Source organism: Ideonella alba (genome assembly GCF_018069845.1).
In the GTDB taxonomy this organism is placed as follows: domain Bacteria; phylum Pseudomonadota; class Gammaproteobacteria; order Burkholderiales; family Burkholderiaceae_C; genus Ideonella; species Ideonella alba.
The window spans coordinates 610,981-631,335 of sequence record NZ_JAGQDD010000001.1 but is presented as its reverse complement, the minus strand read 5'-3'; the positions used below and the strand labels follow the sequence as shown (position 1 = coordinate 631,335).

The 20,355-nt window shown below is 69.4% G+C and carries 20 protein-coding genes; 1 reads left to right on the top strand and 19 read right to left on the bottom strand.

Annotated features, from left to right (window positions below; all coding sequences use genetic code 11):
• Nucleotides 1–8 precede the first annotated feature (8 nt).
• The 15 genes from KAK03_RS02720 to KAK03_RS02650 all read right to left on the bottom strand — a co-directional run bounded on the left by KAK03_RS02720 (nucleotide 9) and on the right by KAK03_RS02650 (nucleotide 16,237).
• The gene (locus tag KAK03_RS02720) at nucleotides 9–1,469 is read right to left on the bottom strand and encodes an MFS transporter (RefSeq protein ID WP_210851627.1); all 1,461 of its coding nucleotides are present in this window, start codon (nucleotides 1,467–1,469) and stop codon (nucleotides 9–11) included.
• Nucleotides 1,470–1,540: 71 nt separating this feature from the next.
• Nucleotides 1,541–2,731: an MFS transporter gene (locus KAK03_RS02715; protein WP_210851626.1), complete on the bottom strand. Its 1,191-nt coding sequence runs from the start codon at nucleotides 2,729–2,731 to the stop codon at nucleotides 1,541–1,543.
• 22 nt (nucleotides 2,732–2,753) lie between these two features.
• Complete coding sequence (locus tag KAK03_RS02710) at nucleotides 2,754–4,430, bottom strand: GMC family oxidoreductase (protein WP_210851625.1); 1,677 nt, start codon at nucleotides 4,428–4,430, stop codon at nucleotides 2,754–2,756.
• A gap of 13 nt (nucleotides 4,431–4,443) precedes the next feature.
• Nucleotides 4,444–5,220: a nuclear transport factor 2 family protein gene (locus tag KAK03_RS02705; RefSeq protein WP_210851624.1), complete on the bottom strand. Its 777-nt coding sequence runs from the start codon at nucleotides 5,218–5,220 to the stop codon at nucleotides 4,444–4,446.
• Between the two features lie 22 nt (nucleotides 5,221–5,242).
• On the bottom strand, nucleotides 5,243–6,034 hold the full coding sequence (locus KAK03_RS02700) for a TIM barrel protein (RefSeq protein ID WP_210851623.1): 792 nt from the start codon (nucleotides 6,032–6,034) through the stop codon (nucleotides 5,243–5,245).
• Nucleotides 6,031–6,813: a TIM barrel protein gene (locus tag KAK03_RS02695; RefSeq protein ID WP_210851622.1), complete on the bottom strand. Its 783-nt coding sequence runs from the start codon at nucleotides 6,811–6,813 to the stop codon at nucleotides 6,031–6,033. The genes KAK03_RS02700 and KAK03_RS02695 overlap by 4 nt, the downstream gene beginning before the upstream one ends.
• Nucleotides 6,814–6,837: 24 nt before the next feature.
• Complete coding sequence (locus KAK03_RS02690; protein ID WP_210851621.1) at nucleotides 6,838–7,812, bottom strand: sugar phosphate isomerase/epimerase family protein; 975 nt, start codon at nucleotides 7,810–7,812, stop codon at nucleotides 6,838–6,840.
• Nucleotides 7,805–8,722: a sugar phosphate isomerase/epimerase family protein gene (locus KAK03_RS02685; protein ID WP_210851620.1), complete on the bottom strand. Its 918-nt coding sequence runs from the start codon at nucleotides 8,720–8,722 to the stop codon at nucleotides 7,805–7,807. The genes KAK03_RS02690 and KAK03_RS02685 overlap by 8 nt, the downstream gene beginning before the upstream one ends.
• A gap of 47 nt (nucleotides 8,723–8,769) precedes the next feature.
• Nucleotides 8,770–9,801: a sugar phosphate isomerase/epimerase family protein gene (locus tag KAK03_RS02680; RefSeq protein ID WP_210851619.1), complete on the bottom strand. Its 1,032-nt coding sequence runs from the start codon at nucleotides 9,799–9,801 to the stop codon at nucleotides 8,770–8,772.
• Nucleotides 9,802–9,836: 35 nt separating this feature from the next.
• Complete coding sequence (locus KAK03_RS02675; RefSeq protein ID WP_210851618.1) at nucleotides 9,837–10,235, bottom strand: C-glycoside deglycosidase beta subunit domain-containing protein; 399 nt, start codon at nucleotides 10,233–10,235, stop codon at nucleotides 9,837–9,839.
• A gap of 25 nt (nucleotides 10,236–10,260) precedes the next feature.
• Nucleotides 10,261–10,653 carry a C-glycoside deglycosidase beta subunit domain-containing protein gene (locus KAK03_RS02670; RefSeq protein ID WP_247660870.1) on the bottom strand — a complete coding sequence of 131 codons (393 nt, stop codon included), beginning with the start codon at nucleotides 10,651–10,653 and terminating at the stop codon, nucleotides 10,261–10,263.
• 20 nt (nucleotides 10,654–10,673) lie between these two features.
• Nucleotides 10,674–11,684 carry a sugar phosphate isomerase/epimerase family protein gene (locus tag KAK03_RS02665; RefSeq protein ID WP_210851617.1) on the bottom strand — a complete coding sequence of 337 codons (1,011 nt, stop codon included), beginning with the start codon at nucleotides 11,682–11,684 and terminating at the stop codon, nucleotides 10,674–10,676.
• A 29-nt stretch (nucleotides 11,685–11,713) separates the two neighbouring features.
• Nucleotides 11,714–12,901, bottom strand: coding sequence for a Gfo/Idh/MocA family protein (locus tag KAK03_RS02660; RefSeq protein WP_210851616.1), 1,188 nt, complete (start codon nucleotides 12,899–12,901; stop codon nucleotides 11,714–11,716).
• A gap of 1 nt (nucleotide 12,902) precedes the next feature.
• Nucleotides 12,903–13,961: a sugar phosphate isomerase/epimerase family protein gene (locus KAK03_RS02655; protein WP_210851615.1), complete on the bottom strand. Its 1,059-nt coding sequence runs from the start codon at nucleotides 13,959–13,961 to the stop codon at nucleotides 12,903–12,905.
• Nucleotides 13,962–14,017: 56 nt separating this feature from the next.
• Nucleotides 14,018–16,237 carry a TonB-dependent receptor gene (locus KAK03_RS02650; RefSeq protein ID WP_210851614.1) on the bottom strand — a complete coding sequence of 740 codons (2,220 nt, stop codon included), beginning with the start codon at nucleotides 16,235–16,237 and terminating at the stop codon, nucleotides 14,018–14,020.
• Nucleotides 16,238–16,479: 242 nt separating this feature from the next.
• On the opposite strand from KAK03_RS02650, the gene KAK03_RS02645 reads away from it, so the two are divergent.
• Nucleotides 16,480–17,472 (top strand): LacI family DNA-binding transcriptional regulator, encoded by a 993-nt coding sequence (locus KAK03_RS02645; protein WP_210851613.1) that lies wholly within the window; start codon nucleotides 16,480–16,482, stop codon nucleotides 17,470–17,472.
• 16 nt (nucleotides 17,473–17,488) lie between these two features.
• On the opposite strand, the gene KAK03_RS02640 is transcribed toward KAK03_RS02645, so the two are convergent.
• Genes KAK03_RS02640 through KAK03_RS02625 form a run of 4 tightly spaced genes read right to left on the bottom strand, consistent with a single transcriptional unit; the run spans nucleotide 17,489 to nucleotide 20,353 of the window.
• Nucleotides 17,489–17,878 (bottom strand): C-glycoside deglycosidase beta subunit domain-containing protein, encoded by a 390-nt coding sequence (locus tag KAK03_RS02640; RefSeq protein ID WP_210851612.1) that lies wholly within the window; start codon nucleotides 17,876–17,878, stop codon nucleotides 17,489–17,491.
• On the bottom strand, nucleotides 17,878–18,891 hold the full coding sequence (locus KAK03_RS02635) for a sugar phosphate isomerase/epimerase family protein (RefSeq protein ID WP_210851611.1): 1,014 nt from the start codon (nucleotides 18,889–18,891) through the stop codon (nucleotides 17,878–17,880). The genes KAK03_RS02640 and KAK03_RS02635 overlap by 1 nt, the downstream gene beginning before the upstream one ends.
• The gene (locus tag KAK03_RS02630) at nucleotides 18,891–19,373 is read right to left on the bottom strand and encodes a nuclear transport factor 2 family protein (RefSeq protein WP_210851610.1); all 483 of its coding nucleotides are present in this window, start codon (nucleotides 19,371–19,373) and stop codon (nucleotides 18,891–18,893) included. Before KAK03_RS02630 ends, KAK03_RS02635 begins: the two co-directional genes overlap by 1 nt.
• Nucleotides 19,370–20,353, bottom strand: coding sequence for a fumarylacetoacetate hydrolase family protein (locus KAK03_RS02625; RefSeq protein WP_210851609.1), 984 nt, complete (start codon nucleotides 20,351–20,353; stop codon nucleotides 19,370–19,372). Before KAK03_RS02625 ends, KAK03_RS02630 begins: the two co-directional genes overlap by 4 nt.
• Between the last annotated feature and the right edge of the window lie 2 nt (nucleotides 20,354–20,355).

Here is a 20,355-nt window from a genome sequence, read left to right as displayed (position 1 = left end):
CTGGTTCGTCAGTGCGCCGCGGCGGGCACGGGGGTTGGCGGCACGGCGGGCAGCCGCCAGGCCAGGCCCATGCTCAACAGCAGCAAGCCCATCAGCACCGGCAGCGCCTGCAGCAGCGTGCGCGGCGTGAAGGCCTGGCCGGGTCCGCTGGGCAGCAGCGCCGCCACCAGCGCGATCGCCAGCACCGCCGCGAACTGCCGGCCCGCGTTGACCGCCCCCGAGGCCCCACCGGCCTGCGCACGCGGCACCGACTGCAGCGTGACCGCGGTCAGCGGCGGCCCGATGAAACCCACGCCCAGGCCCAGCAGGCCCTGCGCCAGCAGGCCCAGCGGGGCCAGCACCTGCTGCACCGGCTCGCCCAGCCCGCCGGCGCTGATCACCGCCATCAGGGCGATGCCCAGCGCCTGGATGCCCAGGCCCAGGCCGATGCAGCGGCCGCCCAGGCGCTGGAAGGCGATGCGGCCCAGCGTGCTGACGCTGAGCATCACGCCCAGCGCAATCGGCATCGACAGCAGCGACATCTGCGTCGCGCTGAGGCCGGCGCCCAGCTGCCAGGCCAGGGTCATCACGAACAGGTAGGCCGGCAGCACACCGGTGCACAGCAGCGACAGCCCCAGCCCGAGCCGGTAGCCGCGGTCCTCCAGCAGCGAGGGCTGCACGATCGGCTGCCCGCCGCGGGCCTCCAGCCGGCGGCAGTGCTGCCACAGGCCGAGCGTGAAGCCGGGCGCACAGGCCAGCAGCGCGAACAGCGGCAGCGTCCAGCCCTGCTCGGGCCCCTGCACCAGCGGCACCGCCCAGGCCACCGCCGCCGCCAGGCACCACAGCGTGCCGCCCAGGTCGAGCACGGTGCCGGGTTGCGGAGGGTCCTGCGGCAGCAGGCGCAGCGCGCCGGCGATCGCCAGCAGCCCCACCGGCAGGTTGATCAGGAACACCAGCCGCCAGCCCAGCCCCGCCAGGTTGGCGTCCACCATCAGCCCACCGACCACCGGCCCCAGCGCCGACGACACGCCGCCCAGCAGACCGAAGATGGTGAAGGCGCGCATGCGTTCGTGCGGCGCATACATCGCCTGCATCAGCGTCAGCACCTGCGGCACCATGATGGCGGCACAGGCGCCCTGCGCCAGCCGCGCCAGCACCAGCGCATCGGCCGAACCCGCCAGGCCACAGGCCGCCGAGGCCAGCGTGAAGCTGCCCACGCCCCACAGGAACATCGTGCGGTGGCCGTACAGATCGCCCAGCCGGCCGCCGATCACCAGCAGCACGGCAAAGGCCAGCGCATAGCCGGCGACGATCCAGGCCACCTGCGCCTGCCCGGCCTGCAGCGACCGGCCGATGGCCGGCAGCGCCACGTTGACGATGGTGACGTCCAGCAGGTCCATCACGAAGGCGATGGCGACGATGGCGAAGGCCCAGGTGCGGCGCCGGCCCACCAGGGGCGGCGCAGTGCTGGACAGGTTGGGCAGGCTCATGGATCAGGCAAAGGCGTGGCCAGCCCCCGGCCGCAGCCGGGAGGCCAGGGACATTCAGCAGGGACGCCCGCTCAGCGCGCCGGCACCAGCATCGCGCGCCGGTGGCTCAGGCCCTGGCTCAGCGCGATGACGATGCAGATCAGGCCGCAGACCACGAAGGTGTTGAGCAGGCTGCCGGCCCAGCCGCGCACGAAGGTCACGAAGAAGGGCGAGACGAACTGGCCCAGGAAGAAGGCGCTGCACCACCAGCCCATGCCGCGGCCGCGGAAGCGCTCGGGCAGCTCGCGCAGGCTCCAGCTGATCAGCACCGGGATCACCATGCCGGCGCCCAGCTGCTGCACGAAGGCGCAGGCGATTGCCGGCTCCAGGCCCAGGTTCAGGCCGATGCCCACCATGCCCAGGCCCAGCAGCGAGAAGACGACGGTGAACTGCGCCGCGTTGCTGCGCTTGGAGACCAGTTTGAACAGCAGCGCTCCGACCGGCACGCCGATGCTGGCCACCGCCGTGTAGTTGCCCAGCTCGCTGCCCTTCTTGACGCCCATCTCGTCAAGCGCCAGCGAGAACTGCAGCGTGTAGACGAAGTACAGCGCCGACAGCGCGAACGTGGACGCCGCGATGCGCACCATCAGTCCGCTGGGGAAGGCCATCATCGTCGCCGTGCCCGGCTCGTTCACCGCCTGTTGGCCGCTGCGGTCGGGCTCGTAGGCGGTGAAGAAGGCGAAGAAGGCCAGCAGCAGCGCCAGGCCGTAGATCAGGAAGGGCAGGTTCCATTCCAGCATCGACAGGCGGCCACTGGTGGTGACCAGGAAGACGCCGGCGGCCGGGCCGGTCAGGCTCTGCCACATCAGCCACTTGGCGCGCTCTTCCTTCTCGAAGTAGTCGCCCAGCAGCGCGTTGCCCACGGTCAGGATGAAGGCCTCGCCCACGCCCAGCAGCAGCCGGCCGGCGAACAGCGCCTCGAAGCTGGTGATGAAGTAGGGCAGCACGCCGCCCAGGCCGTAGAGCGTGGTGAAGATCAGCAGCAGCCGGCGTCGCCCGATGCGGTCGGTCAGCGTGCCGGCGAAGGGCGAGAACAGCGCCACGCACAGGCCCGGCGCCGACAGCACCAGCGGCGCCAGCGTCTGGATGCCCTGCACATGCTGGAAGTTCTTCACCAGCGCGGGGACGATGGGCATCAGCGTGACGATCGCCATCATCGGCAGCAGGCCGATCAGGATGATCACCAGCCCTTGGGCGATGCCGGCGCGGCGTGGCGTGTTCATGGCTGTCTCCGTTCTATGGGTCTCAGGCGCGCAGCTCGGCCGAGTGGCCGTACTCGCTGGCAATGTAGGCGCAGGCGCGCGCGGTCAGCGCCATCGTGGTCAGCGTCGGTCCGCAGGTGCCGTTGGTGACGAAGCAGCTGCTGTCGGTGACGAACACATTGGGCGCGCCCCAGACCTGGTTGTGCGCATTGAGCACCGAGCTGGCCGGATCGCTGCCCATGCGGGCGCCGCCGCACTCGTGGATCGCGCCGCCCACCGCCACGCTGCGCTTGTAGGCCAGGCGGAACATCAGCCGCTCGTACCACTTGTTGTTCGGCATGAACGGGCCGTCCGAGCCGATGCCCAGCGGGCTGATCAGGAAGTCGGGCGACAGGCCGGCCTCCTGCATCATCGCCTTCTGCGTGTCGACCTGGTCGCGCAGCAGCTTCAGGTCGTTGTCGCGCAGGCGCACGCTGACCGAGGGGATGGGCACGCCCAGGCGGTCGCGGCGGGCGGCCAGGCGCACCTGGTTTTCGGCGTGCGGCAGGATCTCGCCGTGGCCGGTGAGGCCGAAGACCGAGTCCATGTGCGGCGGCAGCATCGGCCGACCGACGATGCCCTGGATGTTGAAGCCGCCGGCATAGCCCAGCTCACCGGGCTGGCGCAGTTGCCGGAAGCGAGGGATGTAGACGCCGCCGTGGTTGTCGGCCGGCGAGGTGCCGTCCACCAGCTCACCGCCCTTGAAACCCGGCACGGTGCCGAAGCCCAGCGTCAGCATCTGGTCCATGAAGTAGCGCCCGACCAGACCCGACGCATTGCCCAGGCCGTGCGGGTGCTGGCCGCCACCCGAGTTCAGCAGCAGGCGGATGCTCTCGATGGTGGAGGCGCACAGCATCACCACGTTGGCACGCGCCTCGTGGCGTGTGCCGGTGGCCTTGTCGATGTAGGTGACGCCGGTGGCGCGGCCGGTGCGTGCGTCGGTGTTGACGCGCTCGACCGGCGAATGGGCGCGCAGCGTCAGCCGCCCGGTGGCGGCCGCAGCGGCCAGGGGCACGGTGGTGCGGTGGCCCTTGGCATCGACCGGCGTGGCTTCCTTGCGCACATAGCGCCAGGCCATGACCTTGGCATCGCCCCAGCGCGCCTCGACGCGCTGCTTGAACTGCTGCTCGGCGCGGCTCAGGCCGGCGGCCTTGGCATAGCTGCCCGACGGGCAGTAGTCGATGCCGTCGTCGTTGCCCACCACGCCCAGCGTGCGCTCGACCCGCTCGTAGTAGGGCGCCAGGTCGGCGTAGCTGATCGGCCAGTCGAAGCCCTGCCCTTCATGGCTCTTGAACTTGAAGGTGTAGTCCGACATGCGCAGCGCCACCCGCCCCCAGGACAGGAAGCGGCCGCCCACCTGCTTGCCGCGCAGCCACAGGTAGAAGTCCTGCGGCGACTCGTAGGGGTGCTCGTTGTCGTTGACGAACAGGAAGGCCTTCTCGGGCGAGTAGAACGAGGTCAGCGCCTGCTTGTGCTGGCCGCTCAGGCCGGCCTTGATGCGGGCCCAGGAGCCGATGGCGGCGAACTGGGCCTTGGCGGCGGCTTCGAACTGGGCCTCGGGCAGCGGGCCGCCGGCTTCCAGCACCAGCACGTTCAGACCGGCCTCGGTGAGTTCCTTGGCGGCGATGCCGCCGGTGGCGCCGGAGCCGACGACGATCGCGTCGAAGTGTTCTTGGGTCATGGGCAACAGCCGTTCAGGCGGCGGGGGTCTCGGGGTCGGTGTCGTAGGGCGCGGGCGGACGCGGCACCACGGCCTGCGCGGTCTGGGTGCTGTAGGCCTGGTAGAAGTCCTCGGCGGGCCGGTCGGTGTCGGGCAGCCACACCGGCTTGCCGTCGTGACCGAAGTAGGCCAGGTTCTCGTGGAAGCGCTGGAAGTCCGGGACGGCCTCGGTGCAGGCGGCAAAGTCGATCCAGTTGCGGCCATAGGGCGCGCGGAAGACCTCGAAGCAGCGGAAGCGCCAGATCTTCCAGACGCCGTCCTGCAGCAGCGCATGCATCTCGTACTTCATGGCCACCCAGTGGGCCCAGACCTTCTGGCCGTTGACCAGGTCCTTCTCGTACAGGAACTCGGGCGCGTTGGCGGCCTGGGCGGGATCGGTCAGTCCCGACTCCACCCCACCGACGATCCAGATGCCGCGCGCGCTGCGGCCATCGGCCGCCACCTGGATCGACGGCGTGGTGCTGTAGTGCAGCAGCAGCTTGCCCACCGGCGAGGGGCGGCCGCGGTGGTATTCGGTGATCGTCTCCCAGCTGGTGTAGATGCCCTTGTTCGAGTACTGCGCGCGCATGCCCGGCGTGCCGGGCTTGACCCACATGTCGATGATCCGGGCGTCCTCGTAGCCGTTGTGCAGGTGCATGTAGTTGGAGAACAGGTTCTCCACCTCGCCGCGCGCTTCGGCGCGGGCGACGCGGGCTTCCAGGGCGGCGATGTGGGCGGCCAGATCGGCGCTGGCAGGCAGGGGCGTGTTCATGCGTGGGTGTTCCTTGGCGGGCTCACAGGCCCAGGTGGCGGCGCGTCAGCGCCAGTGATTGATCGATCGGCAGCGTGGGCAGGTACTCCAGCCCGATGGCGCCGGTGTAGCCGCGCTGGCGCAGCAGGGGCAGCAGGCCCAACCAGTCCAGCTGGCCGGTGCCGGGTTCGTGGCGGCCTTCGACATCGGCCACCTGCACATGGCTGATGAGTTCGGTGCGGTCGGCGAAGGCCTGGGCGAAGGTCTCGCCACTGACAGCGCCGTGGTAGACGTCGGCCAGCAGGCGCAGCGCCGGGTGGTCCACCGCCTCGACGATGTCCAGGCCCTGGCGCACGGCGTGCACCGCCATCAGGTTGCCGCCGATGACCATGTGCACCGGCTCCAGCAGCAACTCGACGCCGCCATCGGCGGCGATGCGGGCGGCCTCGCGCAGCACGCCGACGATGTTGGCGCGCTGCTCGGCCTCGGCCAGGCCAGGCACCGAGAAGCCCGAAGCCAGGATGATGCGGGCGGCCGGACCGGCACCCTTCAGTTGGCTATTCACGCGCCGGGCCACCGGCACCGCATCACGCACCGCGCCCAGCACGGTGGCGTGCTCGGCCGGTTGGACCAGGCTGGCGCGCGGGTCGGCGCACAGGCTGAACACCTGCACGCCGGTCTCGGCCACCACATCGACCATGGCATCGATCGGCTTGTCGCGCCACAGCCAGGTGTCCACGGCGTCGAAGCCGTCGGCTTGGGCCGCGCGGAAGCGGTCGAGGACGTCGGGATGCTCGGCCTTGTAGAGCATCTCGATGCAGGGGATCAGCTTCACGCCGCGGCCCCCGCGATGCCGAAGACCTCGCGCGTGCGCTGCAGCGAGGCCAGGGTGCCGTTGCTCGGGCGGTACTCCAGGCCGATGTCACCGGTGTAGCCGGCGGCCTTCAGGTCGGCCAGCCAGGTGGCCCAGGCGATGGAGCCAGTGCCGGGTTCATGCCGGCCGTTGGTGTCGGCCACCTGCACATAGCCGATCAGGTGGGCGCGCTGCAGGATCTGGCGGTGGTCCTCGCCCATCACTGCGGCGTGGTAGGCGTCGTACAGCAGACGCACCGCCGGGTGGTTCACGGCTTCGACGATGTCCAGGCCCTCGATGGCCGAGGCCATGAAGAAGCCCGGGTGGTCGACGCGGGTGTTCAGCGGCTCGAGCAGCAGGCGCATGCCGGCCGCGGCGGCGACCGGGGCCAGGTGCTTCAGGTTGTGCACCATCGCATCATGCTGCTCGGCGGCCGACGCGTCCTTCAGCGCCGGGCCACCGGCAATCACCATGTCGGTGGCGCCCAGGCGCCGGCAGGCGACGATGGTGCGCTCCAGCGCCTCCACGATGAAGTCGGTCTTGCTGCGGTCCACGCAGCCCACCCGCGGGCCCACGGTGATGCTCTTCAGCTGGACGCCGGTCTCCTGCAGCGCAGCCGCGACCGCGTCGAGGTCGACCTGGTTCCACATGTGGAACTCGACCTTCTTCAAGCCGGCCGCAGCGGCGGCGCGGATGCGCGCCGGCAGGTCACCGGCCTCGTTGAACATGTACAGGTCTTCAATGACCGCGCAGAGTTGCATGGTGTGTTCTCGTTCGTGAAGGTGTCAGGCCAGCAGCGGCTGCAGCACATGCCGCACCGTCCAGGCGTTCTGCATCATGGCCGCGGCCTGGGGCGCCGGGCCCTTGTCGCTTTCGACGATCAGCCAGCCGGCGTAGCCGGTCTCGCGCAGCGCCGTCATGAAGCCGGTCCAGTCCACCAGGCCGCTGCCCAGTTCGCCAAACCAGCGGGGAACAGCGCGCTGGCCGCCAGCCAGCATCAGCGCGCGCTCGGCGTTGGGGGCGCGGTATTCGCCCTCGGTGTCGACCGCCAGTGCATCCTTCAGGTGGATGTGCCAGACGCGCGCCTGGAAGCGCCGGTACCAGGCCGTCACGTCGTGCCCGGCGATGGTCAGCTCGGCGGTGTCCAGCGCCAGGCCCACGGTGGCGGGGTCCAGCTGCTGCAGCCAGCCCTCGACCTCGTCCATGCTGCGCAGCGCCGACAGCGCGTCCAGGTGCAGCACGGTCTTCACGCCCAGCGCGGCGGTCATGGCCCCCACCGCGTTCCAGCAGGCCGCGGCGGCTGCTTGCTGTTCGGCGCTGAGGCCGCCATGACGACCAAAGGGCGGCAGCGCGCGCACCACCAGCACCTCGCCACCGACCTCGGCCAGGAAGCGGGCGAACACATCGGCCTGCTGCAGCAGCAGCGCCTGGTGATCGGGCTCGCTGCAGTCCAGGCCGTGGTGCAGCTCCTCGAAGCTCATCTGCAGCGGGTCGAGGAACAGGCTGGCCACACGGCGGATGCCCCAGTCGCGCAGCTTCAGCTTGAAATGGTCAACCGAGCCGAAGTTGATGACGATGTTCTCGGGCCGGCCCATCGGGTCCCAGCGGCCGGTGCCGGCGCTGAGCTCGATGGCGTCGAAGCCGCAGGCAGAGGTCACCTTCAGCGCCCGTTCGTGCTGTTCCAGCCGGGCGAAGCCGGTGAAGCCGGCCTTCCACTGGTTGATGGCGTAGGCCCAGCGTGGGGTGCGTGGTTCAGTCATGGATGGGCCTCAGCACGTTGCGCAGGTACCAGGCCGCTATGGCCGTGCTCTCGGGGTAGTTGCCGCCGCCGACGTCGGCCTTGTCGTGCTCCACGCCCACCCAGCCGGCCCAGGCGGTGTCCTTCATCGCGCCATACAGCGCCGGGAAGTCGACCAGGCCGCCCTCGGTGCCCATCTCGTAGAACCAGCGGTCGGTGGTGGGCGCCATCACCTCGGCGTCGGGCTTGCGGCGGTAGTCGCCGTTCAGATCGACGTGGTGGGTGTCCTTCAGGTGGAAGGCAGCCACGCGCTCGCGGCGCTCGATGAACAGCTGGACCGGGTCGACGCCAGCGATCACGTGCTGCGCCGTGTCCAGGCACAGGAAGACATAGCGCGGGTCGGTCCAGTCGTAGAACTTGCGCAGCTGCTCGGCGCTGCGGATGCCGCAGAAGAACTCGTGGTGGCAGCAGGTCTTGACGCCGTAGCCCTCCAGCGTCATCTGGCCGATGCGGTTCCAGAGTTCGGCGCAGGCGCGGATCTTGTCGTCGGTGACCGGCTCCACGTCGAAGTACAGGCCAGCCGGCATGACGATGAAGTTCTGCACGCCCAGGCCGGCGCTGCTCTTCATGATGTACTCGGCATAGCCCGCCATGCGGTCGTGCGTGGCGCGCACGTGCGGCGTGCTCTGGCGCGCGTCGTACATCACCGCATGGAACAGGCTCAGCACGCGGTCGATGCCGCGGCTTTGCATGTGGGCGCGCGCGGCCTCGAGCGAGCCGAACAGGTCGCGCAGCACCGGCAGGTGGAAGTCGAAGGTCTCGATGGCCTCGTAGCCCACGCCGGCGATCTGCTTCAGGAAGGCATCGAAACGCTCCACCGAGCTGTACTGCGACAGCGGACCCTGGGGCGTGTCGACGCGCCAGTGGTCCATGTACGCATAGCGCAGCGACCGCCCCGCGAGCGGTACTCCTATCTGGCTCACGCGGCGGCTCCGGTGTGCTTGGCGATCACGCGCCGCGCCTGCGCCTGGTGCTTGGCCACCATCTCGAAGGCATCGACGTTGCGCATGTAGAGGTGGCCCTCCCACTCGCTGGACATGAAGCCGGTGAAGCCGCCGTCGTGGAACACCGGCAGGATGCTGTTGTAGTCGATCGAGGCCTCGTCGCCGTTGTCGTCGAAGTCGTAGAACTTGCCGTGCACGTGCACCACCTGCGGCATGATCTCCTTCCACATCTCGGCGGTGCCGGGGCTGAGGATGTTGAACATCACCGCCAGCGCGCTGACATCGGCCGGGTCGGCGTTCAGCGGCTCCACGCGGCGGGCGAACTCCTGGCGCTTCCAGCCGGCGTCCTTGGGCAATTGCCACACCTCCAGCGCCAGCTGGATCAGGTCTTCGGGCAGCTCCTGGCGGCGCAGGTTGGCGATGTAGGTGGCGGGCAGCCGGCTGGCGCAGCAGCCGAAGTCGGGCACGAAGCCCAGCAGCGGCGAATTGGCCTTGGCATAGGCCTCGCGCCAGGCCATCACCGGCGGCGAGCTGGGGTTCAGCGGCGCGTGCACTTCCGGGCCGATCTTGATGCCGTGCTTCTCCAGCAGCGGCAGCAGGCGGATGATCACCTCCACCGGCGCGGCGAACTGGCAGCGGATGGTCGGGAAGCCCATCTTGGCGGCGGCCTCGATCTGCGGCGCGTGGTAGGCCACGGCCTCGTCGATGCTCATCATCGTGCCGCGGCGGATGGCCATGTCGGCGTTGATGCTCAGGCAGCTGGGCGTCAGGCCGTACTTCGCCATCAGGTCCTTGAAGCGCGCCGCGAAGTCGTCGCTGACGTTTGGAAAGCCGCGGATGCTGGAGAAGCCGATCAGCTCCAGGCCTGGGCCCAGCTGGCGCTTGGCCACTTCGGCGATCAGGTCCTCGAAACCGTAGCGGCGCTCATGCCACTCGTTGGTGAAGCTGTACAGCGTGGAGCCAAGCTGGAAGCCCTTGGGCGCGGCGGTGGTCTGGGGTGCGTTCATGGTCAATGCGTCTGTGCGGTGGAGGTGGCGCGCCCTCAGGCGGCCTGGACGTGTGCGTCACCGCGGGTCACATGGGTCAGCATCGGGATGTAGGGCGGGTACAGGTTCAGCGTGACCACCACGTGGTGCGGGCCGCTGGCCAGCGGCTGGGGCGTGGGCACATGCAGCAGCACCGAGTCCTGGATGAACCAGGACACGCCGGTCTGCTCGGGCAGCTCGGCCAGCGTGTAGCGCCGGCCTTCATATTCGACGGTGGCGCCGTCCAGCGGCACGGTCTGGCCGTCGACCAGCAGCTGGGTGGGCATCACCACCGACAGCGGCAGCGAGCGGTACCAGGGCAGGCGCAGGTCCAGCACCAGGCCCTCGGGCGTGATGCGCGAGTCCTCGGGGGTGATCAGGTAGTCGCTGAAGGCGTTCTTGAAGAAGCGGGCCATGGCAGTGTGTTCGTGTGGTGGCGGGTCAGACCGCCAAGGTGAGGGGTCGGCCGGTGCGGGTGGTCGGCACGAAGGGCAGGTAGGAGACGCGGTAGCGGATCGCCAGATCCACCTGGTGCGCGCCGGGCGCGAGGCCGCCCGGGCGCGACACGATGACGCGGGCCTTCTCGCCGAAGTTCCATTTCTCGTCGAAGCAGCGCTCCATCTCGTCGAGACTCCAGCTGCGGCCGCGCAGCGCCAGGCGCACGGCCTCGCGCGGCACGGCCTGGCCGTCAATGACGATGGCAATGTCCTCGACCATCGACAGGCCCAGACCGCGGTAGTAGGGCAGGCGCGCCAGCAGCGCGAAGCCGGTGGTGTGATCGCCCTTGACGACGTTCTCGAAGCCGTCGTCGCAGAGCATGTGCTGATCCATCATGATGGCGTTCTCCGTGGGGATCAGGCCCGCAGCGCGGCCGGAATGGGTTCGTCCAGCAGCCGGCACAGCATCCGGTGCTGGCGCCTGACCTGTTCGACCGATTGCACCGGGTGGGCGTCCTCGATCCAGCGGTTGCCTTCGTACTCGGAGCAGATGTAGCCCTGGTAGCCGCCCTGCCTCAGCACCGCGACGATCTCGTCGTAGGGGATGGAGTACTCCACGTCGTCCTCGGTCATCTCGTAGAACTTGCCGTGGATGTTGTGGATGCGGTGCATGAAGTCGAGCATCCGCTTCGGCTCGAAGGCGGCGTTGTGGCGCAGGGTTTCGGCCATCGCGATCGAGGGTCCGGTGCCGCCCATCTGCTGCACATCCAGCAGCACGTACTCGCTGAGCACGCGGTCCTGGTAGGCCTGCTCGATGTAATCAGCGATGTGCCGGGGCACGCCATTGCGGATGAAGCGCTCCTTCCAGACCCGCGGGAAGCGGTGCACGAACATGCCCATGTCGGGCAGGAAGCCCAGAGCCCGGGAGCCGGACTGTTCGTAGGCCTCGGCGTGGCGGACGATCCAGGGGTGGTCGAAGTGCAGCGGCGCGTGCACCTCCAGCAGGATGGTGATGCCCTTGTCCTCGGCATAGCCGGCGCAGGCCACCAGCACCTCGGGGGCGACGGACACCAGCGAGCGGATGTAGCGCATGCCCAGCGCGGCGCCGAAGTCGATGTCCTTCTTCACGCTGGCCACCTGCTCGGCAAAGGGCATCACCTGGCCCTTGACGCGCTTGTAGTCCAGCATGAAGTCGTGGCAGACCGGGGTGGTGCCGTAGCGCTCCATCAGCGCGTGCCAGTGGGCGATCTCGGCGGTGGGCATGCCGACCTCGGGCCAGCCGGTGAAGCTCTGTTCACCCACGACCTCGATGCCCAGCGCGCCGATCTCGGCGCAGGTGCGCACGCAGTCCTCCAGCGTCATGCGGCGCAGGAAGGTGTCGTTCTGGAAGCTGTAGAGGCTGACCCCACGCCGGATCTGGTGGCTCATAGTGGTGCTCGTTGGAGGGGTGGGAGGCGTCACGGCGTCGGCAGCTTGACCCAGCGGCCGCCTTGCCGCGAGGAGCGCTGCACCGCCTCGATGAACTGCACGCCGCGCAGGCCGTCGTCGATGGTCGGGAAGTGGCTGGCCTTGTCGGGCTTGCCGGGCTTGCCGCCGCGCGCGGCGCGCAGGTGCTGGGCGACTTCGCTGTAGATCGTGGCAAAGGCTTCCAGGTAGCCCTCGGGGTGGCCGCCCGGGATGCGATTGACCCGGGCGCCGGCCTCGCCGAAACCGGCCCCGCCACGCTCCAGCAACTGCGTGGGCTGGCCGAAGGGCGTGAAGCGCAGCTGGTTGGGCTGCTCCTGCGACCACTCCAGGCCGCCACGGCTGCCGTAGACCCGCAGGCGCAGGCCGTTCAGGTGGCCCGGCGCCACCTGGCTGGCCCAGATCGCGCCGCGCGCGCCGTTGGCGTAACGCAGCAGCACCTGGGCGTTGTCATCCACCGCGCGGCCAGGCACGAAGCTGCTCAGCTCGGCGCACAGCTCGGCCAGCGCCAGGCCGCTGACGTAGTCGGCCAGGTGCCAGGCGTGCGAGCCGATGTCGCCGATCGCCCCGCCGCCAGCCTGGACCGGGTCGGTGCGCCAGGCAGCCTGCTTCTGACCGGTGGTTTCCAGGGGCTCGGTCAGCCAGTCCTGCGGGTACTCGGCCTGGACCACGCGAACGTCGCCCAGCCGGCCGTCCTTCACCATCTGGCGCGCCAGGCGCACCATCGGGTAGCCGCTGTAGTTGTGGGTGACCGCGAAGATCAGGCCCTGCTTTCTGGCCAGCGCGGCCAGCTTCCTGGCGTCGGCGCTGTGCACGGTCACCGGCTTGTCGCAGATGACGTGGATGCCGGCCTTCAGGAAGGCGGTGGCGATCGGCGCGTGCAGGTGGTTGGGGGTGACGATGGCCACCGCCTCGATGCCGTCGTCGCGCGCAGCCTCGGCGCGCGCCATGGCCTCATAGCTGTCGTAGATGCGCTCGTCGGCCAGGCCCAGTTCGCGGCCCGAGGCCAGCGCCTTGTCGGGCGAGGCCGACAGCGCGCCGGCCACCAGCTCGTACTGGTCGTCCAGGCGTGCCGCGATCCGGTGCACCGCGCCGATGAAAGCGCCCTGCCCGCCACCCACCATGCCCAGGCGGATCCTGGCCGGCTTGCGGCCCGCAGTGCTCTTGCTGGCAGCCACCATGTCAGTTCAACCCGAGCATGCGGCGCAGTTGAGCGGGATCGGCGGCGCCGCCGGCGAAGTCGTCGAAGGCCTTCTCGGTGACGCGGATGATGTGGTCGCGGATGAAGGGCGCGCCTTCGGCGGCCCCCTGCTCCGGGTGCTTCAGGCAGCACTCCCACTCCAGCACCGCCCAGCCCTTGAAGTCGTACTGGGCCATCTTCGAGAACACCGCCTTGAAGTCCACCTGGCCGTCGCCCAGCGAGCGGAAGCGCCCGGCCCGGTCCTGCCAGGACTGGAAGCCGCCGTAGACGCCCTGGCGGCCGGTGGGGCGGAACTCGGCGTCCTTGACGTGGAAGACCTTGATGCGGTCGTGGTAGAGGTCGATGAACTGCAGGTAGTCCAGCTGCTGCAGCACGAAGTGGCTGGGGTCGTAGGCGATGTTCAGGCGACGGTGGCCGCCCACGCGCTCGAGCAGCATGTCAAAGGTGACACCGTCGTGCAGGTCCTCGCCGGGGTGCAGCTCGAACGCGATGTCCACGCCCGCCTCGTCGTAGGCGTCGAGGATCGGGGTCCAGCGCTTGGCCAGCTCGTCAAAGGCGGCCTCCACCAGGCCGGCCGGCCGCTGCGGCCACGGGTACAGGAAGGGCCAGGCCAGCGCGCCGGGGAAGCTGATGCTGGCGTTCAGGCCCAGGTGCTGCGAAGCCTTGGCCACCTTCAGCACCTGGTCCACCGCCCAGCGCTGGCGCTCGGCGGGCTTGCCGCGCAGCGCCTCGGGGGCGAAGGCGTCGAAGGCCTCGTCGTAAGCCGGGTGCACCGCCACCAGCTGGCCCTGCAGGTGGGTGGACAGCTCGGTGATCGCCACGCCGTTCTCGCGCGCGATGCCGGCGAACTCGTCGCACCAGGTTTTCGATGCGGCGGCGCGGTCCAGGTCGAACAGGCGCGCATCCCAGGTGGGCACCTGGACGCCGCGGTAGCCCAGCGAGGCGGCCCACTGCGTGATCGCGGGCCAGGAGTTGAACGGCGCCTGGTCACCGGCGAACTGCGCCAGGAAGATCGCCGGTCCTTGGAGGGTGGTGCTCATGGAAATGGCCTTGGGGAAAAGGCGGCCCCGGCGGGTTGCCGGGGCCTGGTCACGCATCAGAAGCTGTAGCTGGCGCGGACGCCGTAGGTGCGCGGGTCGCCGATGAAGAAGCTGCCCGGCACGCGGCTCTCGATCGTGATCTTGTCCTCGATGTTCTTCACGAAGAGCTGGACCTGGGTCTTCTGGTCGGGGCTGGTCCAGCCGAGGCTGGCGTCGCTCTTGCGGAACGAGGGCTGGCCGTAGCGCACGCCGGCGGCCGGATCGCTGATCGTGTAGCCCGAGTTCAGTCGGGTCCCCACGGTGGCGGTGATGTCGGCGCCGGACTCCAGGTTGAAGCGGTGGCTGTAGCCCAGGCTGACCACGCTGCGCGGCGCGCGGTCCAGACGCTGACCGCTCCAGTCATCGGTGGCGTTGGGCTTGTAGGTGCCGAACTTGGCGTCGGTCAGCGCCACCGAAGCACGCAGCTGGCCGTTGTCGCTGACCAGCCAGCGGGACTCGATCTCGGCGCCGTTGATCTTGGAGCTGGCCGCGTTGGTGGTCACCGAGCCGCAGGTCGACGGATCGTTGGTGCGGCAGACCACCGAGTTCAGCTGCATGTCCTTGTAGTCGTAGTGGAAGAGGCTGGCGGTCAGCTGCAGGCGGTCCTGCATCAGCTTGCTCTTCACGCCCAGCTCCACCGCGGTCAGGTTCTCGGGCTTGTAGGTGCCGGCGGTGACCTGGTCGTTGAAACCGCCGGCCTTGTAGCCGGTGGCCACCGAGCCGAAGACCATGGTGCCGGGCGTCAGGTCGTGGTCCACACCCAGCTTCCAGCTGGTGTTGCTGAAGGCCACGCCGGTGGAATAGGCCGCGGGGCTGGAGGTGGCTGGCGGCGTGGCGGGCGTGCCGGCCAGGGTGTCGGAGCCGGTCTTGTCGTCCTTGGTGTAGCGCAGACCCATGGTCAGTCGGGTCTCGGGCTGCAGCGCGTAGGTGGCCTGACCGAACACCGCCTTAGACTTGTTGCGCACGTCCACGTTGAAGGGCACGGTCACCGTGAAGCTGCCGAAGGGCGCGGTGATGAAGGTGCGGTAGATGGTGTCGCGGTGCACCTTCTCGTCGAACAGGTAGGCGCCGGCCACCCAACGCAGCGGGCCGCTGCCCTGCGAATTCAGGCGCAGCTCATGCGAGGTGGATTCGGCGGTGCCCGGCACCTCGCCGCGGAACGGGAAGCCGAAGTAGACGCCGTTCTGGACCTCGTCGACCTGGCTCTTCATGTAGGCCAACTGGTAGGTCAGCTCTGCAAAACCCAGGCTGCGCTTGTATTCGGCGCGCAGCGCGTTGGCGTCGTTGTCGCGGTGGGCATCCGTGGCCTGGAAGCGCAGGCCGGTGGTGCGCTGGGCGGCCGAACCGCGGTCGATGTAGACCGGGTTCTGGATGTTGTTGCCGGTGTCGGGCGGCGAGAAGGGCAAGCGGTCGATGTAGGTGCCGGTGAAGAAGTTGCCCATCGGCACCGGCGTGGCGCCATTGCCGCCCTGATGGCTGGTCTCGGCGGTCAGCAGCAGCGAGCTGTCGGCCGAGATCTTGGCCAGCAGGTGCACGCGGCCGGCGTAGTCGCTCTTGCTTTCCAGCGGGATGTCGGTGTTGGGGCCGGGGTTCAGGTAGGTGTCGCGCTGGGTCTTGCTGGCAGCGGCGCGCAGCGACAGCACATCGTTGATCGGCACATTGATCATGCCCTCGATGCGGCGCGCCCCGTAGTTGCCGATCTCACCCTCGATGCGCGCACCGAAGAGCTTGGCGGGCTTGGCCGTGATCAGGTTGATCGCGCCGGCGGTGGCGTTGCGACCGTACAGCGTGCCTTGCGGACCACGCAGCACCTCGATGCGGTCCAGGTCGAGGAAGGCGCCCATCTGGGCTTCGAAACGGGCGACATAGGCGCCGTCGACGTTGAAGGCCGCCGAGGGGTCGCCCTTCTCGGTCATGTCCAGGCTGACCACGCCGCGGATGGCGATCTGCAGCTTGCCGCTCTCCTGCCCCATCTGCAGGTTGGGCGTGACCTCGGCCAGGCCGCGGGCGTCGGTGATGCCGGCGTCCTTCAGGTCGTCGGCACTGACCACCGACAGGGCCACCGGCGTCTTCGACGCCGGCTGGGCGGTCTTCTGGGCGGTGACCACCACTTCCTGGATCACGCCGGCCTTGCGGTCGGTGGTGTTGGCGTCCTGGGCCCAGCCAGGCAGGCTGGCGGCCACCAGGCCGGCGGCCAGGAGCACCTGGCTCAGGGGAGTGAGTTGCTGCTGCGACATCGGTTTGTCTCCTAGGGGTGTCGTGGCGGTCGATTGCCGGTGTCGGGCGCGCCGTGCATCGACCGTGGGCGGGGATCAATCAGCGGAACGAAAGGTAAGCGCTTTCCCCGTTTTCCCACACTAGGGTTTCTACTTTTGTCATAGGTAGATTTCCTGAGTGACCGGCGAGACGTTTGGACAGCAAGTCACCAGATCAGGCAGAATGGGAAAGCACTTTCCAGCCGCTGCGCGCGGCACGCCCCATGAAGAACCTGCCCTCCATCGACGAGGTCGCCCGCCTGGCGGGGGTGTCCATCGCCACCGTCTCGCGGGTGATGAACAACAGCAAGCCGGTGAACCCCGAGACGCGCAAGCGCGTGGAGCGTGCGATCGCAGCCACCGGCTACCGCGGCAATGCCGCCGGTCGCAGCCTGGCCATGGCGCAAAGCCACCTGCTGATGGTGCTGGTGCCCGACTTCGCCAATCCGTTCTATGCGCAGATCGTGCAGGGCGTGGAGTCGGTGATCCGGCCGGCGGGCTACAAGCTGCTGCTGACCGACGCCGCCGGCGACGAGGCCCCGCACACCACCGCGCTGGATGCGATCTACAACCGCCTCGCCGACGGCGTGATCAACCTGGCCCACCTCAATGACGACGGCACGCTGCTGGGCGAGCTGCGCAACCTGCCCTGGGTCAACTGCTCGGAGTACCTGCCCAAGGCCGGTCCGCCCTACGTCAGCATCGACCACCGCCAGGCGGCGATCGACGCGGTGCAGTTCCTGCTCAACCGCGGTCACCGCCGCATCGGACTGATCACCGCCGACGAAACCTACCGCTGGGCGCAGCTGCGCCATGAGGGCTACGAGATGGCCATCGAGCGTGCCGGTCTGAAGCCGGATGCGCAACTGGTGCGGCTGGCCGCCAGCCTGGACTACGACGCCGGCGCGCAGGCCGCCGGTGGACTGCTGGCGCTGCTGGAGCCGCCGACCGCGGTCTTTGCGGTGTCGGACACACTGGCGATTGGCGCGATCAAGGCCTTCCGACGCGCCGGTCGGCGCGTGCCCGAGGACATCGCGGTGGTGGGCTTTGACGACCTGCCGCTGTCCGCCGTGTTCGAGCCGGCGCTGACCACGGTGTCGCAGCCGATGCGCGAGCTGGGCGCCACCGCCGCCGAGATCCTGCTGGCGCGGCTGAGCGGCCAGCGCCCGGCCTCCCGCACGCTGGGTCATCAACTGGTCGTGCGCGATTCGGCTTGAAGGCCTGCAGCCCCGATCAGCCGAAGCGGATGCGCTTCTCGTCGTGGTTGACGCTGGGAAAGGGCATGTAGGAGATGCGCAGGCGCTGCTGCAGCGCCAGCGTGTGCTCGCCCCGGGGAAAGCCGCCCGGCAGCGCCACGCTGATGGTGGCGGGGGCGCCGAAGGCCCAGCGGCGCTCCAGCGCGGTCTCCATCTGGTCCAGGCTCAGCGGGCCGGGCCCCTCGTCGAAGGTGATGGCCTCGCGCGGCAGCGCCTGGCCGTCGATCGAGACCTTCAGGTCCTCCACCATCGACAGGCCCAGGCCGCGGTAGTAGCCCAGCTTGCTGGTGAAGGAAAAGCCGGTGGGCGCGTCGGCCGGCCCGGTGTTGGCCACCGACGCTGGGTCGATGATGTACTTGTCAAACATCACTGGGCTCCTGCTGGCTGCGCCTGCTCGGCCTGGGCGATCAGCCGCTCGAACATCACGTGCTGGCGGCGCACCTGCTCGCGGCTGTCCACCGCCTGCACGTCCTGGATCCAGCGGTTGCCTTCGTACTCGGACGACAGCGTGCCCTCCCAGCCGACCTTCACCAGCTCGGGAATCACCGCCTCGTAGTCCAGTGACGGGTCGCGGCAGTCCTCGGTCATCTCGTAGAACTTGGCCTGGATGTGGCGGAAGTAGGGCGCGAAGTCGCCGATGCGCCTGGGGTTCGCGTAGGGGTTGTGGCGCAGGCTCTCGGCCATCGCCACCTCGGCCTTGTTGCCCTGCATCTTCACCGCCACCTCGTAGATCGTGTACTCGCACATGATCTTCTGCTCGTGGCTGTCGACGATGAACTGCGTCACCTCGGGCCGCGCGCCCTGGCGCTCATAGCGCGCGCGCATCACCGGCGGGTAGTGCTTCATGAAGATGCCCATGTCGGGCAGGATGCCCAGGTGCCGGGTCTTCAAGCGGTCGGCCACCTCGATCGTGCGCTGGATCCAGGCGTGGTCCAGGTACCAGGGCGCATGCACCTCGACGCCCATGTGCACGTCGAGCTGCTCGGCCAGCGGCACGCAGCGCTCCAGGATGTCCGGGCGCACGAAGATGAGAATGCGCATGTTGCGGATGCCCAGGCGGTGGCACAGGCGCAGGTCGCGGTGGATGCTGTCGACCTGCTCGTCGTCGGTGAGCAGCCGGTCCTTGTGGCGCTTGGTGTCCAGGAACATGTCATAGCACGAGAAGTGCGCCCCGTGGCGGGCCAGCATCTCGTGCCACTGGGCGATCTGCGCGTCGCTGATGTTCGGGAAGGTGGGCATGTTCTGCTCGGGCAGGATCTCCACCGCGCGGGCGCCGATGCTGGCGCTGAAGGCGATCACGTCCTCCACGCTCATCTGGCCCAGAAACATCTCTTCCTGGAAGCTGTAGAGGCTGATGCCTCGCTGGATCTTGGAACGCATCAAGCGGTCTCCGTAGGCAGGGAATGGGCACAGACCGACCGGCCGGTCTCGTCAAAGCCCCAGTGTTCGACGATGCGGCCGGCGTCGATGCGGAACAGGTCCAGGCGCTGGTGGCGATCCGTCCCTGAGCCGACCCAGGTGTGCACCACCGCGCGGTCGCCGTCCAGGAAGACACGCTCGACCTCGACGAAGAAGTCGGGCTCGGCCAGCTTGCGCGCCAGCATCTCGATGGCCGCCTGGCGGCCGCCGGGGCGTGACGGGTCATGGTCACGGAAACCGGTGCGCACCACGCAGGACTCGAAGGCCGCGCGCACCTGGCGGCGGCGGTAGAGCAGGTCGACGAAGCGCTCCATCAGCTGGCGCGGATCATCGCCCAGGCCAGACGGCAGCGGCGGTGCCACGGGTGGTGCCACCGGCGTCCGGTTCGAGCCCGAGGACAGCGCCAGGTGCTGCCCGGCGCCCAGCAGGCGCACCCTCGTCACGGCGCCCCCGCCGCCACCACGCGCTGGTCGATCGCACCGAAAGGGCCGGGGCGGCCATCGGCGTGGCAGGCCTGCAGGCGCACGCGGTCGCCAAAGCGCATGAAGCCGCTGCGGATCTCGCCGTGCGCCAGCTTCTCGATCATGCGGCGCTCGGCAATGCAGGCCGAGCCTGCGCCGCGCTCGGCGTTGGACACCGTGCCCGAGCCGACGATCGTGCCGGCGCTCAGCCGCCGCGTGCGCGCCGCGTGGGCGATGAGCTGGCCGAAGTCGAAGTTCATCTCGCTGGCCGAGGGTTCGCCGAAGCGCTCGCCATTCCACTGCACGTGCAGGCGCAGGTTCAGCCGGCCGGCCTGCCAGGCCGGGCCCAGCGCTTCGGGGGTGACGGCGATCGGCGCGAACGCGGTGCTGGGCTTGGCCTGCAGGAAGCCGAAGCCGGTGCGCACCTCGTGCTGGCCCAGCGCGCGCAGGCTCCAGTCGTTGAGCTGCACCACCAGGCGCACGGCGGCCAGCGCCTGGGCCGGCGTGGCGCCCATGGGCACAGCGTCGACGATGACGCCGAACTCGCCCTCGAAGTCGATGCCGTGGGCCTCGGAGGGCAGCGGCACGTCCTGATGCGGCCCCAGGAAATCGTCGCTGGCGCCCTGGTACATCACCGGCACGGTGTCGAAGTCGGGGATCGGCGGCGTGCCGAAGGCGCTCTCCATCAGCCGGCCGTGGTTCAGGAAGGCCGAGGCGTCCAGCCACTGCGGCGCGCGCGGCAGCGGCGCGGCGCAGGCCGCAGGATCGAAGGCGAAGCCGCCCTCGCCTGCGTCCAGCGCGGCGGCCGCAGCGCGCAGCGCGGGCTCGGCGGTGGCCCACTGCTGCAGCGCGCCGATCAGCGTGGTCCAGGGGGCGGGGGCGTGGGCGGCGCGGGCGCCGTCGCTTGCAACGATGATCAGGCGGCCATCCAGGCTGCCGTCGTTCAGGGTGGCCAGTCGCATGG

Coding starts and splice junctions, on each gene's coding strand:
- KAK03_RS02720 (WP_210851627.1), bottom strand. CDS start 1,469: ATGAGCCTGCCCAACCTGTCCAGCACTGCGCCGCCCCTGGTGGGCCGG.
- KAK03_RS02715 (WP_210851626.1), bottom strand. CDS start 2,731: ATGAACACGCCACGCCGCGCCGGCATCGCCCAAGGGCTGGTGATCATC.
- KAK03_RS02710 (WP_210851625.1), bottom strand. CDS start 4,430: ATGACCCAAGAACACTTCGACGCGATCGTCGTCGGCTCCGGCGCCACC.
- KAK03_RS02705 (WP_210851624.1), bottom strand. CDS start 5,220: ATGAACACGCCCCTGCCTGCCAGCGCCGATCTGGCCGCCCACATCGCC.
- KAK03_RS02695 (WP_210851622.1), bottom strand. CDS start 6,813: ATGCAACTCTGCGCGGTCATTGAAGACCTGTACATGTTCAACGAGGCC.
- KAK03_RS02690 (WP_210851621.1), bottom strand. CDS start 7,812: ATGACTGAACCACGCACCCCACGCTGGGCCTACGCCATCAACCAGTGG.
- KAK03_RS02685 (WP_210851620.1), bottom strand. CDS start 8,722: ATGGACCACTGGCGCGTCGACACGCCCCAGGGTCCGCTGTCGCAGTAC.
- KAK03_RS02680 (WP_210851619.1), bottom strand. CDS start 9,801: ATGAACGCACCCCAGACCACCGCCGCGCCCAAGGGCTTCCAGCTTGGC.
- KAK03_RS02675 (WP_210851618.1), bottom strand. CDS start 10,235: ATGGCCCGCTTCTTCAAGAACGCCTTCAGCGACTACCTGATCACCCCC.
- KAK03_RS02670 (WP_247660870.1), bottom strand. CDS start 10,653: ATGATGGATCAGCACATGCTCTGCGACGACGGCTTCGAGAACGTCGTC.
- KAK03_RS02665 (WP_210851617.1), bottom strand. CDS start 11,684: ATGAGCCACCAGATCCGGCGTGGGGTCAGCCTCTACAGCTTCCAGAAC.
- KAK03_RS02660 (WP_210851616.1), bottom strand. CDS start 12,901: ATGGTGGCTGCCAGCAAGAGCACTGCGGGCCGCAAGCCGGCCAGGATC.
- KAK03_RS02655 (WP_210851615.1), bottom strand. CDS start 13,961: ATGAGCACCACCCTCCAAGGACCGGCGATCTTCCTGGCGCAGTTCGCC.
- KAK03_RS02650 (WP_210851614.1), bottom strand. CDS start 16,237: ATGTCGCAGCAGCAACTCACTCCCCTGAGCCAGGTGCTCCTGGCCGCC.
- KAK03_RS02645 (WP_210851613.1), top strand. CDS start 16,480: ATGAAGAACCTGCCCTCCATCGACGAGGTCGCCCGCCTGGCGGGGGTG.
- KAK03_RS02640 (WP_210851612.1), bottom strand. CDS start 17,878: ATGTTTGACAAGTACATCATCGACCCAGCGTCGGTGGCCAACACCGGG.
- KAK03_RS02635 (WP_210851611.1), bottom strand. CDS start 18,891: ATGCGTTCCAAGATCCAGCGAGGCATCAGCCTCTACAGCTTCCAGGAA.
- KAK03_RS02625 (WP_210851609.1), bottom strand. CDS start 20,353: ATGCGACTGGCCACCCTGAACGACGGCAGCCTGGATGGCCGCCTGATC.